This is a genomic window from Catenibacterium mitsuokai (genome assembly GCF_025148785.1).
GTDB lineage: Bacteria > Bacillota_I > Bacilli_A > Erysipelotrichales > Coprobacillaceae > Catenibacterium > Catenibacterium mitsuoka.
This window is the reverse complement of record NZ_CP102271.1, coordinates 1,729,068-1,742,668: the sequence shown is the minus strand read 5'-3', so window position 1 is coordinate 1,742,668 and position 13,601 is coordinate 1,729,068. Positions and strand designations below refer to the sequence as shown.

11 protein-coding genes are annotated in these 13,601 nt (G+C 33.4%); 10 read left to right on the top strand and 1 reads right to left on the bottom strand.

Annotation, left to right across the window (positions count from 1 at the left end; genetic code table 11):
* The first annotated feature begins 95 nt into the window (after window positions 1–95).
* The 7 genes from NQ499_RS09120 (at window position 96) to NQ499_RS09090 (ending at window position 10,730) form a co-directional block, all read left to right on the top strand.
* Window positions 96–1,091 carry an L-lactate dehydrogenase gene (locus NQ499_RS09120; protein WP_006505244.1) on the top strand — a complete coding sequence of 332 codons (996 nt, stop codon included), beginning with the start codon at window positions 96–98 and terminating at the stop codon, window positions 1,089–1,091.
* Window positions 1,092–1,206: 115 nt separating this feature from the next.
* Window positions 1,207–1,920 (top strand): hypothetical protein, encoded by a 714-nt coding sequence (locus tag NQ499_RS09115; RefSeq protein ID WP_006505245.1) that lies wholly within the window; start codon window positions 1,207–1,209, stop codon window positions 1,918–1,920.
* A 56-nt stretch (window positions 1,921–1,976) separates the two neighbouring features.
* Window positions 1,977–3,380: a TrkH family potassium uptake protein gene (locus tag NQ499_RS09110; protein ID WP_040389756.1), complete on the top strand. Its 1,404-nt coding sequence runs from the start codon at window positions 1,977–1,979 to the stop codon at window positions 3,378–3,380.
* Between the two features lie 11 nt (window positions 3,381–3,391).
* The gene (locus tag NQ499_RS09105; protein ID WP_006505247.1) at window positions 3,392–4,066 is read left to right on the top strand and encodes a potassium channel family protein; all 675 of its coding nucleotides are present in this window, start codon (window positions 3,392–3,394) and stop codon (window positions 4,064–4,066) included.
* Between the two features lie 267 nt (window positions 4,067–4,333).
* A complete protein-coding gene (locus NQ499_RS09100) occupies window positions 4,334–6,139 on the top strand; it encodes a hypothetical protein (RefSeq protein ID WP_006505248.1) in 1,806 nt (601 codons plus the stop codon).
* Between the two features lie 57 nt (window positions 6,140–6,196).
* The gene (gene proS / locus NQ499_RS09095) at window positions 6,197–7,636 is read left to right on the top strand and encodes a proline--tRNA ligase (protein WP_006505249.1); all 1,440 of its coding nucleotides are present in this window, start codon (window positions 6,197–6,199) and stop codon (window positions 7,634–7,636) included.
* Between the two features lie 151 nt (window positions 7,637–7,787).
* The gene (locus tag NQ499_RS09090; RefSeq protein WP_050772159.1) at window positions 7,788–10,730 is read left to right on the top strand and encodes an LTA synthase family protein; all 2,943 of its coding nucleotides are present in this window, start codon (window positions 7,788–7,790) and stop codon (window positions 10,728–10,730) included.
* On the opposite strand, the gene NQ499_RS09085 is transcribed toward NQ499_RS09090, so the two are convergent.
* Window positions 10,731–11,309, bottom strand: coding sequence for a pentapeptide repeat-containing protein (locus NQ499_RS09085; protein WP_050772160.1), 579 nt, complete (start codon window positions 11,307–11,309; stop codon window positions 10,731–10,733). It lies immediately after the preceding gene.
* 80 nt (window positions 11,310–11,389) lie between these two features.
* Between NQ499_RS09085 and NQ499_RS09080 the strand changes: the two genes are divergently transcribed.
* The 3 genes from NQ499_RS09080 to NQ499_RS09070 are packed head-to-tail and all read left to right on the top strand — an operon-like array spanning window position 11,390 to window position 13,601.
* Window positions 11,390–12,217 carry a pyridoxamine kinase gene (locus NQ499_RS09080; protein ID WP_006505252.1) on the top strand — a complete coding sequence of 276 codons (828 nt, stop codon included), beginning with the start codon at window positions 11,390–11,392 and terminating at the stop codon, window positions 12,215–12,217.
* Window position 12,218: 1 nt separating this feature from the next.
* Window positions 12,219–12,863, top strand: a complete 645-nt coding sequence (locus NQ499_RS09075; protein ID WP_040389758.1) for a TatD family nuclease-associated radical SAM protein — start codon at window positions 12,219–12,221, stop codon at window positions 12,861–12,863.
* Between the two features lie 3 nt (window positions 12,864–12,866).
* Window positions 12,867–13,601 (top strand): tyrosine-protein phosphatase, encoded by a 735-nt coding sequence (locus NQ499_RS09070; RefSeq protein ID WP_006505254.1) that lies wholly within the window; start codon window positions 12,867–12,869, stop codon window positions 13,599–13,601.

Sequence of the window (13,601 nt, the reverse complement as noted above, 5' to 3'; positions counted from 1 at the left end):
ATTTAAATAAATTTTTTTATTTAAAACGCAAATATTTTATTATATTTGGGAAATGATTATACTATACTTCTAGGTATAGGAGAGTGAAATAAATTATGGCAATGACAGATTATTTAAATGACATGCCTGCTCAGGGTAACCGTAAGGTTGTTCTAGTTGGTACAGGTTTTGTAGGTATGAGTATGGCTTATACTTTAATGAACCACAAGGGTATTGACGAATTAGTATTAGTAGACGTTAATACTGAAAAAGCAGAAGGGGAAGCAATGGACTTAGTTCATGGTTTACCATATGCAAACGGTAAATTAAAGGTTTATGCAGGTGATTATTCTGACTGTGCAGATGCAAACGTTATCGTTGTAACTGCTGGTGCTGCTCAGAAACCAGGTCAGACAAGACTTGAATTAGTTGCAATTAACACAAAGATCATGGCTTCAGTTGGTAAGTCTATTAAAGAATCAGGATTCAATGGTGTTATCGTAGTAGCATCTAACCCATGTGATATCATGACTTACGTAATGCAGAAGGCTACTGGTCTTCATCCATACCAGGTTCTTGGTTCAGGAACTATGCTTGATACAGCAAGATTAAGATATGAAATTGGTAACTTCTTCGAAGTAAACCCAGCTTCAGTTCATGGTTATATCATGGGTGAACATGGTGATAGCTCATTCGTATCTTGGACAAACGCTTATATCGGATGTAAATCACTTCTTGAAGTAGTAGAAGAAAGAAAAGTACCATTTGACCAGTTACAGAGAATCTACGAACAGGTTAGAGATGCAGCTTATGAAATCATCAACAAGAAGAGAGCTACTTACTATGGTATCGGTATGTCTCTTGCTAGATTAGTAGATGCAATCTTAAACAACGAAAATACAGTTCTTCCATTATCATGCTACCTTGAAGGTCAGTATGGTCATGAAGGTTTATATATCGGTGTTCCAGCAATCATCAACAGAGCAGGTATCCGTGAAATCTTAACATTACCTTTAACTGAATCTGATCAGGAAAAATTTGACAGATCTTGTAATACTTTACAGGAAATCATTGATACTACTGTAAAACCTATTCTTGAAGGAAAAGCATAACATTGATTTTCACTTAAACTCTTAGGCTCGCGCCTGGGAGTTTTTTTTCTTTACATTAAATTAAGGTTTATTATAGGAGAATTGTGCTATAATACATGAACTAGGAGGAAATTTCATGAATAACAATGAATTTGAATACAGTGAAAAAACAAAGCGCCGTGTTAGAGTTTTTAAAAGAATCTTATCTTTTATTGTTCTTATTCTTGCAATTGCCACAATGGTTGCTTTATTCTATGTAAAAAAAGAAAAGATGCGCGTGCGATTGTTCTTCTCACTCTTACAATATATTGCAATGAGTATCGTTTTGATCTCACCAACACTCTTGAAGAAGTTTGCAAACTTTGAAGTACCAGTTGAAGTACATATCAGTGTTACAGCTTTTGCTTTTTTAGGATTAGTACTTGGTGATGGTTTAAACTTTTATGGAAAAATAGCCTGGTGGGATTCATTACTTCATTTCACTTCAGGAATCATTCTTTCATTTATCGCTTTATGGTTGCTACAGATGTTAGTCATGCGTACTAAATATCTATTTATGCATCGTGCTTTATTATATATATTTGTTGTTGCTTTCTCACTTGCTGTAGGGGCTGTATGGGAACTATGTGAATATACAGTTGATGATATCTTCCATACCAATAACCAGCAATATATGGCAACAACACGTGCAACAATTGTATCAAGTGATGATGAACCATTAGAAGGGCATGAAGCACTCGCTGATACTATGAAGGATCTTGCACTAGATCTTGCAGGTGCTATTTTAGTTGTTGGTTATGAGTGTTCTAAAAAAGAAATTACACAATATTATGTTTCTAAGAGAGACTAGTATTGGAATTGTCACATCTTGGTGTTAGAATAGATGCGATTATAGGAGAAATATTTATGAAAGATATTGTTTTAGGTAGAAGAAAGCATTCTGGTCACCTTTCTGCACCAAAGAAAGTATCTCTTTCTTTCCTTGCAGTTATTATAATTGGCGCTATAGTACTTTCTTTACCATTTTCAAATAAAAAAGAAGCTGCAAGTTTTTTGGATAACCTCTTTATTGCAACATCTGCTGTATGTGTAACAGGGTTATCACCTTTGACAGTTGTGAATCAATATAACCTCTTTGGTCAGACAGTTCTTATTATTCTTGTTCAAATTGGTGGTCTTGGATTCTTAACTTTCTTATATCTTTTCTTGTTTCTTGCAAGACAAAGAATTACATTAAGTAGAAAACTTGTCTTTACTGAAGCACTTAATCAGAATTCTTTAAGTATGCTTCCAAGGCTCTTGAAAACTATTTTTATTTATACTGTTTCAATAGAAACGATTGGAACAATCTTCTTGTCAATGTTTTTTATACCTCGTTTAGGGGCGCTTAAAGGCTTATATTATGGTATATGGCATTCCATTAGTGCATTTTGTAATGCTGGATTTGATTTATGTGGTTCAACATCACTTGTTGCCTATAACACCAATCCTATCATTAATTTCATTGTTCCATTTGAAATTATCATGGGTGGGCTAGGTTTTATTGTAGTATTAGATATTCATGATAAATATATTAAAGAAAAAAGAAGATCATCAAGCTTTTCATGGCATCATCTTTTTGGCAGCTTCGCTTTACATACAAAGATTGTATTAATGATGACTGTCTCTTTAGTTGTTATAGGTACATTATTATTCCTTATAATGGAATTCAACAATCCTGCAACTATTGGAAAAATGAATTTAGGAGATAAGCTTGTTGTATCATTCTTCCAATCAGTCACTACACGTACTGCTGGATTCTCAACAGTGGATATGTATTCATTGAATAGAGTTACAAAAATATTGATGTGTTCTCTTATGTTTATCGGTGGGTCTCCTGCATCTACTGCCGGAGGTATTAAAACAGTTACTTTTGCACTAGTATTACTATTAATGAGAACAACTTATCGAGGTATTGAAGAAACAACAGTATTCCAGCGTCGTATCAAGAAAAGAACACTCGTAAGAGCTTTTTCTATCTTTTTCCTTGGACTAATGCTTTGTATTATTTCATCTTCTATTATGCTTATAACAGAACCTAAACAGGATTACTTAAATATCCTAATGGAAGTATTCTCAGCATTTGGTACAGTAGGACTGAGTGCTTCTGTGACACCTGCATTAAGTATAGTTGGTAAATGCGTAGATATTATCTTGATGTATGCTGGACGTATTGGTCCAATTTCATTAATGATTTTATTTACTAAACGTTCACATGATAAAAATACAAAAGAATTTAAATATCCAGATGAGGATGTACTTGTTGGCTAGGAGGAGTAAACATGAGTAATAAACCAAAACAGGTAGCTATTTTAGGATTAGGGATCTTTGGCAGTACACTTGCTGAAACATTAGAAGACTTTGGAGTAGAAGTTCTTGCGGTTGATATTGACCCAGTATGTGTTAGTAGAATTAAAGACAATGTCACTAAAGCAATTGTTGCAGATGTCACTGATCGTGAACAATTATTAGAACTTGATATCAATACATTTGATGTTGCAGTTGTAGCTATTTCTAAACACTTTGAAGAAGCGGTATCATGTACACTATTATTAAAGGAATTAAATGTCCCTTATGTTATTGCGAAAGCACGTACAAAACGTAAGAAGATCATCTTAGAAAAAGTAGGGGCTGATCGTGTCATTAATACAGAAAAAGAAATGGCTTATAAGCTTGCTAAACATTTATTAAGACGTTCTATTGTTGATTTAGTAGAACTTGATGACGAATATTCTATTGTAGAGATTAGAACACTTAAGGATTGGGAAGGTAAATCACTTTCTAATGTTAATATCCGTCGAGTTTATGGTATGAACGTTGTAGGTATTAAACCTCAAGGTTCACCTAAGATGACAATGGATTTTAGTGCTGATTATATTATTCAGCCAGGAGATCATTTCCTTGTTGTAAGCAAAACAAAAGAAGTAGAGAAATGGGATTTTCTCACTAAGGAATAGCTTTTTGCTATTCCTTTTTTTGTCAGAGTCGCATTAAAAAGATCATTATTAGATTGAAGTTATAATAAAACTATGCTACATTTTTATCAGTGGAAGATAGTTTAGGCTGGCAGAACGTGTTGATGGACGAGGCTTCGGTTCAATTCCGGTTGACCACTATTAATCAAAGTGCTCATTAAGAGCACTTTTTTTGACTTTTATAGTGGCCTTCTTTATTTCCTTTGCTTATCCGGTCTATTATTCCTATAATGGTAATAGGAGGACATTATGAACCTATTACAACTCACAATTGAAACATTTGATAAGAATGTTGAGACTGACTTCACTTCATTAAAGAATCATTTAAATTATATTGAAAATTATAATACAGTCGTCAATGGTCTCACATTCGCTTTTTTTGGTTTAACAGAAATTATTATTAAGAGAGTTTATCTTACATTTGAACTAAACAGTACCATACATACCATTGAACGTATGTACAGGAATAGAAAATGTATTCTTCAATGTGATGGTCTAAAAGATGAAGAAGCCAAGCACCATATCCACAATATTTTAAATATGAATTATAATCAGTTCCTACATCAATTTATTATGCCTTCTTCTTTTATAGAAACTTGGATTCAATCACCTACAGAGGAATTTATGCGTTCCTTTGTATCTACAAAACCTGTTATGACGAGTGATACAAAAATGATAGAGGAACAGATTAATGACACAATGGCTTTCTTAAATAGTTATGAAGATTATAAGAGTGCATGCGCTTATATTACTAAGAATAAGCCTTATCTATCTCTCTATTCCAATCATTTAGATCAACTAGAAAAATCATTAGAAGATAAGAAAAAGAAGGTTCTGCGTGAAATAGAACTTGTCACTGAACTAGATGATATGGAAAAGAAAGCCGCTATTAGAAAGAAACAGCAGCAGACCATCGATAGACGTCGAGAAGGACTAAATGAGCTCTCATTACTTTATGATGAGTATTTACTTTCACAAGATCATCTATTTGATTTAGAACAGTCCTATAGTCGTGCTGTATATCTTTATGGTAGTGAAAATGATGACTATATGCGTATGTATCATCATTATATGAATAGTCTTGCAGGTATTCTTGCTAAGGACTTAAAAGAAGGAACACCTTGTCCTGTATGTGGCTCTTTTCATCATCCTAAACCTTGTTTGATAGAAGGAAGAGAAGTATCGCAAGAACTTCTTTTTAAAAAAGAAGCTATATTAGAAAAAACAAGAGAAGATCTAGAAAAGAAACGCATAGAAAAAGCCACTTATATGGTGCGTCATCAAAGACTTATTGAAAAGATTATTCAAAAGAAAAAAGAACTCAATATTACAGAAGATATCTCTAAAGAGATGTTTATTAGAGAACTCAGTGTATTAAATACAGATTATTTATCTCATTATAAGAAAGATAAGAAACTTCTAGATGAGATAGGGTATCTTCATAAATTAGAAAAACATCTTCCAGCACTTAAACAGGACTATCATGAAATACTCATGGCAATTGAAGAAGTCAAAGAAGAATATCTCAATTTAGAAGAAAAAATCAAGAATGCTGAAATGTTCTGTGATGACATCATTCAAAAATATTCTTTTATAATGTATGTTGATGAAGACGTCATAGAAAATAAGAAGAAGGAATGTTTGAATAATCAAAAGATTCTTACATTACTTCATAAGCAGACAATACCTCTAGAAGAAGATGTTACTTCTTTTATCACACAATTAATGAATACTGCTAACCGTTTGCTCAAACAAATCACCCATGATCGTCTTCAACTTATACTTGATAATAAACTATATCTTCAAGAAGAGGATCATTTCTCTCTAGTAGAGGATTCTTCAATGATTGGCTTATGTACAATTGTTTTAGGATATAGTTTATCTTCTTTGATTTCACATCAGGATATCTTATTTATTGATGATACACTGCAGTATAAGATGAATGATTATCATGAAACACTGATTCATGTATTATCTACATCTCCTTGTTTTTCAAAGCTTTATATCACTGATTCAGTGATTACAGCACATTATTATCAGCGTGCGTTAGATTAATCCTTTTCATTTTCACAAAAATAGTTATAATATTATCGTACAGGAGAGGAGAAAGTTATGGCAAAAAATAATATTAAAAATGATGCAATTACACCAAGAGACGTTGATTTTGCTCAGTGGTATACAGATGTATGTCGTAAAGCAGAATTGATGGATTATTCTAGTGTTAAAGGATTTATTATTTATCGCCCATATGGTTATGCTTTATGGGAACAGATTCAGAGTTACTTGGACAAGAGATTTAAAGAAACAGGACATCAGAATGTCTATATGCCAATGTTGATTCCTGAATCTTTATTAAATAAAGAGAAAGACCATGTAGAAGGATTTGCACCAGAATGTGCAGTTGTTACTAAAGGTGGTTTAGATGATTTAGAAGAACACTTAATCGTTAGACCTACTTCAGAAACATTATTCTGTGAACATTATGCTAAGATTGTAAATTCTTATCGTGATCTTCCAAAGAAATATAACCAGTGGTGTTCAGTTGTAAGATGGGAAAAGACTACTAGACCATTCTTACGTGGTTCTGAATTCTTATGGCAGGAAGGTCATACAATTCATGCTACTGAAGAAGAAGCACGTTCTGAAACATTAATGATGAGAGATATCTATGAAGAAACTGCAAAAGAATTACTTGCTATCCCAATGTTAACAGGACGTAAAACTGAAAGAGAAAAATTTGCAGGTGCTGAAGAAACTTATACTATTGAAGCATTAATGCATGATGGTAAGGCTCTTCAGTCTGGTACATCTCATTACTTCGGTCAGGGATTTGCAAAAGCATTCAACATGACATTCCTAGACAAGGATAACAAGTTAAAGCATGTTTATCAGACATCATGGGGTGTTTCTACAAGATTATTAGGTGCAATCATCATGGTTCATGGTGATGATAATGGTCTTGTTTTACCACCTAGACTTGCTCCAACACAGGTTGTTATTATCCCAATTCAGCAGAAGAAGGCTGGCGTACTTGAAAAAGCAGATGAAATCGCAGCACAGTTAAAAGCAGCAGGTATGAGAGTAAGTGTAGATGCAAGTGATAAATCACCAGGATGGAAGTTCTCTGAAGCAGAAATGCGTGGTATTCCAGTACGTATTGAAGTAGGACCACGTGATATTGAAAACGGTCATTGTGTTGTTGTAAAACGTAATGATGGTGTCAAGACTCAGATGGACTTAGATGAAAACCTTCCACAGGCAATTCATGATACATTAGAAACAATCCATAAGGAAATGTATGATAAGGCAGCAGCATTCTTAAATAGTCATATTACTCGTGTAAATACTTTAGAAGAAGTTGGTAAAGTATTAGATGAAAAGGGTGGTTATGTCAAGATGAACTGGTGTGGTGAAGAAGCATGCGAATTAAAGATCAAGGAACTTTATCAGGCAACTTCACGTTGTATCGATGAACATGAAGAAGCAGACGGCGTATGTCCATGCTGTGGTAAAAAAGCAAAACATGTCGTTTATTTTGCAAGAGCATATTAATAAAATGAATCTCAACAAGAATTTGTTGGGATTTTTTTATGTTTTTTAAATAGACCTTTTTTTTCTAGCATTTTTATTGTATTGTTTAATGTTAATTCTATGCTAAAATGGTATAATAATGTGCATTGAATGAAAAAGGGAGAAAAATATTTTGAAAAAGACACATACAGCACACTTATCTTTAATAGTAGGGACACTACTGATGCTTCTTGATCAGTTTTTTTGGACATCCCATGCCAATGTATTAAATACAAATAATGTCGGTCTTTTAATGAGTGCTTTACAGATCTGTCACATAGCTACATTGATGGGACTTGATCTTGTTATCCTATCTTTAGGATATATTTATTCTAATAAGGAAAACAGTCTTTCAGAAGCACTGAAATTATGGATTTATACTGTTGTGGCTGGTATATTTTCTGCTATTATCTGTTTCTTGCTTACAAAAGGAATAGATACAAATACCTTTTATTCTATCTTCTTTCCAGTTATAAGAAACGTATCTCCTGTGATCACAGGTGTGATTCTTTCTTTAATCTGCTATCCATTTATGAAGAAGGTTAACCATAAATATTTAAAGTATTTACTCTTAGGACTTCTGGCATTACCTACACTCAGTGGTATCGATCTATTGAGTTTTGGAGATGGATACAGTGTTCCATTCACATTTATATTATTTTATCTAGGCGTTATTGAAGCGCACGAAGACAATCATTTTTCGTTTATCCCATTTATTATAGTTGGATTAATGGATGTGCTATGTGTAAGTATCATGCCATTATGTTCTGATATTGTACATGGCGATATGTCTACCGCCTTACGCTTTACGACATCAACATCTTTCTTTGAAGTGATTATTGCCTGCCTTCTTATCCGATTATTAAAAAATATACCATTCTTAAATAGATGGTCTTCAATTTGTTATATTCCAATTGCATCTCTTGTCTTTATTGGGGCAGGGCGATTAGAAAATATTGTGTCATGGAATGAAACGCTTGTAGGTATTTCTTCAAAGAAGCTTTTTCTATTAGGTGGCTTTGAAGCATTCCTTATTGTTTTAATTATACTACTACTTACAGCATGTTTAATGCGTCTTCCATGTATCAAAACATTAAATCATGCTATCAATAAACACTTCGAAAACTTTGAGATGAGTGAAGAGTGGATCGAGAAAGAAATTCAGTATATTGAACAATTTTTATCGAATCATAAAATAAATATTGTTATGCTTATTTTTGCCTATATTCTCTCTTATGCTTCATTCATCAGCATGAACACAACCTATACGATTGAACCAAGCTCATCACAATCCTATAATATCTTTTTCTATATTTTCTTTAGAAGACAATTCTTTGTCTTATTGAATACATTTGTGCTTTTCCTAGTCGCACGCTTCCTTTTAGCTGTTACAAGACATTATTGGTTTTCTGTACTTATTACTGGCTTTGCCCAGATTGTTATTACAGTTGCGAATCATTTAAAGATTGTTTTCCGTGATGAACCAATTATTCCAGGTGATCTCGCTATGATCAAGGCTTGGAAGAGTTTACTAGGAATGATGGGAACAACAGTCATTATTGCAACAATTGTCCTTGTTGTCCTCGTTATTTTTCTTATTGTCTATTTAGAAAAGAAGCATCCATATGCATTCCATATGTCTCTAAAAAAGAGTGTGATCTGGGTACTTGTGACTGTCATCTTCTTTGGTGGAACAGTCGTTATGAATCATGATGGCTCTTATGTCAACGCATTAATGCGTAATTTGGGAGATGAGCCTTACTTCTTTAATCAGCTTTATGGTGCTAAAGTGAATGGCCCTATTCTCCAATTCCTTAATAATATTGATATTTCTATTATGGACGAACCAGAAAACTATAGTAAAGAAACGATGGAAGAGATTTATAAGAAATATGCGAAGGAATCAAAGAAAATTAATGCTAAAAGAGACAATGACTGGAATGATCAGATCGTTATAATGGCACTTGCTGAAAGCTTTGCAGATCCATATCGCATTCCTGAATTAACACTTTCTCAAGATCCTATTCCTTATATTAGAAATCTGATGAAATCCACAACATCAGGACTCATGTATAGCACAGGTTATGGGGGTGGGACAGCCAATATGGAATATATGGCTTTAACTGGTCTTAACCAAGGGTTCTTCTCTGCTGCTTTAACACCTTATACACAGTTAGTCACTGGACAAAATAATGCGTATGCTTTTTCTCGTTTATTTAATCAAGCTGTGGCTATTCATCCTTATATTGGTGTTTATTATAGTCGTCAGACAGTTTATGAAAATTTCGGCTTTGATAAATTCATGTATCTTGGTTCAGAGTATCCAATCAAGCATCAATATAGTATTGACCGCAGTCCTTATCTTTCAGATGAAACAGCTTTTGCAAATACGATTGATGAAATCATTGATGCAAAGGGCAGTAAACTGATCAACCTTGTTACTATGCAGAATCATCTGCCATATGACAACAATTACTACAATGGTAAAGAAAAATATGCCACAAGCGGTAATGCGGTGAATGATAGTAAGGTAAAAGCCATGGTAGAAGAATATGTTATGGGACTTCATCATACAGATGTTGCAGTCAAGAATTTTATTGAGAAACTCGATAGTATTAATAAGCCTGTGACATTTGTCTTCTATGGTGACCATCTACCTGGTATTTACTGGAATACAAAAAATAATACTGTTCTTCACCAGACAGATTATTTCATCTATTCTAATAAATATGCCAGAGAACATCTAGGTATGACAGATTATGATCAATATAAGCTTGTTTCACCAACAGATTTCATGGCACTTGTACAAAAACAGACATCTACTAAAACAACTCCTTATACTGCGTTGTTAGAAAAGGTGCTTGATGAATTGCCTGTTATAACAACAAAAGCTGCAGCAGGCTCTGAAGAAGACACTGATGCAGCAATGATGAATGATGAAGGAGAACTTGTGAAATATAAAGATCTTACATCATCACAGAAGAAATTATATAAAGAATATAAGCTTGTCCAATATGATATGACGGCAGGAAAAAATTATCTTGAGAATATGCATTTTACTGAAGGAGGCGTGTAATTACGCCTCTTTTATTTTGATATTTAATAAGTGTATAAAAGCTGATGATTGCATTTCATCAATGATTACGCCACTTACATCCTGTGGAGCTGCTTCAATTGCTTCAATAAGACATGTAGATAAATCAATGTTTTTAAGTGGTGCATGAAGAAACGATGTTTGAATCATTCTGCATTCCTTATATTTTGTCTTATTCATCGTAGTATCTTGAAATATAGCCTGACTCAAATCACATCGATTAAATAGTGTCTCCTTATTTCTCATGAAAGAGAAATTGGCGAAATGACATAAACAATCATTAAAAATAACCTGGTCAAAGCTTGATTCAGAAAAATCACTTCCTAATAACTTGCAATTATTGAACTGCACCTGTCTAAACATACAATTATCAAATTTGATATTAGATAAATCACATTGATTAAACATTGTCTGATAGAAGTAACAATTCTCAAACACGATATCCTGTGTTGTAATATTGTTGAAATGACATTGATGGAAATCACTCTGTTGATATGTCTCTTCTATCAGCCAATTATTCTCGTATGTTTGATTTATTAACTTCTTTTCATTAAAATCCATTTCTTTCACCTCATCTCTATTATATCTTCTTTATTGAAAAAAAGTGTTGATATGATAAAATACTTGTACGAGGTAAGACTATGAGACAAAAAAGAATGGCTTTAATTAATGACATAACTGGTTTTGGAAGATGTTCTATTGCGGTTATGGCACCAATTATATCTACTATGCGTATACAGACTGTACCGGTACCTACCGCTATATTATCTACCCATACGCAATTTCCTGTTTATCATTTTGATGACTATACAAAACATATGCCTGACTATATTCAGACATATAAGGATTTGAAACTAGAATTTGATGGTATTGCGACTGGTTTTCTAGGTTCAAAGGAACAGGTAGAAATCGTTATTGATTTCATTAAATCTTTTAAGCGCAAAGAAACATTTGTATTAGTAGATCCAGTTATGGGGGATCACGGACATCTTTATGCTACTTACAGCAAGGAAATGGCTGAAAGCATGAAGAATTTTGTTCACTATGCAGATATATTGACACCAAACTTAACAGAACTTGTCACACTATTGGATCGTGATTATCCAGAAGTAATTCCGACAGAAGAGGAATTAGGACAGATGTGCCATGAACTTTCTTTAAAAGGTCCACAGATGATTGTTGTGACAGGAATACCAGTAGATGATGCACATATCATGAATTTCATTTATGATCACGGAAAATCATCAAGCATTCTAGTAGATCGCATCGGACCAGACCGCAGCGGAACTGGAGATGTGGTATCAAGCGTTATTGCGGGAGGCTATTTGAATAATCATTCTTTCTATGATTGTGTAAAAAAGGCGACTGAATTCTCTTCTCAATGTATCGCTTATAGTGAAGAAATAGGGACACCTACTTATTATGGCTTATGTTTTGAACAATATTTAAGTGAATTAGGAGACTTTTAAGATGACTATTTTATATACACTTTATAAAAATACTTATATTGATCTTTCACATTTAGACTCTACCAAAGGAGTGACATGCTATGTTAATACAACTAACCGTTGTCCATGTGCCTGCACATTTTGTTTAAGACAGACAAAAGAGATGATGGAAAACAATTCTTTATGGTTGAAGGAAGAACCTTCTAAAGAAATGATTATTGAAGAATTCAAGAAGTATGATCTCAATGATTTTAAAGAAATTGTTTTCTGTGGATTTGGTGAACCAATGGAAAGATGGGATGATATCAAAGAAGTCATTGATTATATCCGTGATACTAAGAAAGATATGAAAATTCGTATTAATACCAATGGTTTAGCCAATGATATTTATGGTAGAGATGTCACTCCAGAATACAAAGGACGTTTTGATACAGTGTCTATCTCGTTAAATGCCCCTACAAAAGAAGAATTTTTAGAACTTACACGTTCTAAGTTTGGTATCTCTTCTTTTGACGATATGCTTGATTTTGCAAAAAAGTGTAAGGCTTATGTTCCAAATGTAGTATTAACTGTTGTTGATATTATTGGAGAAGAAAAGATTGAGGCATGTCAGAAAATTACAGATGAAATAGGTGTTACATTAAGAGTAAGACCTTTTGAGGAGTAAAATATGCAATATATGACAAGTGAAGAGCGTTTAATCGCTTTAGATAAGATGACAAATACAAGAGATCTAGGTGGATATGAAACACAGGAAGGCTACTATACAAAAAGCCATCATTATATTCGTGCTTCATCACCAGCGAATGCAACGGATGAAGATCTAGAAAAACTTTATGATTATGGTGTACGTGTCACTATTGATTTACGTTCTGATTTTGAAAAACAGGCCCAGCCATCACCATTTAAAGATTATCGCGATGTAGAAAACATTGAAATTAATTTGATGGATGATGCAGTCGTAAAGGTAGTGCCTAGTGAAGTCAAGGAATATAAAGACCTTGGTGGTGTTTATATTTATATGTTAGAAGCACATCAGAAACAGATCAAAGCTGTCTTTGATGTATTTAAGGATCATCTCTATGAAGGTGTTTTATTCCATTGTAGTGCAGGTAAAGACCGTACAGGTATTATTGCGGCATTACTATTAGAACTTGCAGGATGTCATGATCATGATATCATTAAGGACTACAGTGAATCTTACGCCAACAATCAGGAAATTATTGAAGCACTTAAAGAGATGATGGATGAAGAAACAGAAAGTTTTCTTACATCTTCACCACGTTATATGATGATTTTCCTAGATTATCTAAGAGAACACTATGGCAGTGCGAAAGCTTATTTATATCATATCGGTATGTCTGAAGAAGATATTGAAGATATTAAACAATCTTTTATTATTTAA

Bases quoted from the DNA above. Each gene is read 5' to 3' on its own strand.
- NQ499_RS09115 (WP_006505245.1), top strand. From the start codon at position 1,207: ATGAATAACAATGAATTTGAATACAGTGAAAAAACAAAGCGCCGTGTT.
- NQ499_RS09085 (WP_050772160.1), bottom strand. From the start codon at position 11,309: ATGGATTTTAATGAAAAGAAGTTAATAAATCAAACATACGAGAATAAT.
- NQ499_RS09120 (WP_006505244.1), top strand. From the start codon at position 96: ATGGCAATGACAGATTATTTAAATGACATGCCTGCTCAGGGTAACCGT.
- NQ499_RS09070 (WP_006505254.1), top strand. From the start codon at position 12,867: ATGCAATATATGACAAGTGAAGAGCGTTTAATCGCTTTAGATAAGATG.
- NQ499_RS09110 (WP_040389756.1), top strand. From the start codon at position 1,977: ATGAAAGATATTGTTTTAGGTAGAAGAAAGCATTCTGGTCACCTTTCT.
- NQ499_RS09105 (WP_006505247.1), top strand. From the start codon at position 3,392: ATGAGTAATAAACCAAAACAGGTAGCTATTTTAGGATTAGGGATCTTT.
- NQ499_RS09100 (WP_006505248.1), top strand. From the start codon at position 4,334: ATGAACCTATTACAACTCACAATTGAAACATTTGATAAGAATGTTGAG.
- NQ499_RS09080 (WP_006505252.1), top strand. From the start codon at position 11,390: ATGAGACAAAAAAGAATGGCTTTAATTAATGACATAACTGGTTTTGGA.
- NQ499_RS09075 (WP_040389758.1), top strand. From the start codon at position 12,219: ATGACTATTTTATATACACTTTATAAAAATACTTATATTGATCTTTCA.
- proS (WP_006505249.1), top strand. From the start codon at position 6,197: ATGGCAAAAAATAATATTAAAAATGATGCAATTACACCAAGAGACGTT.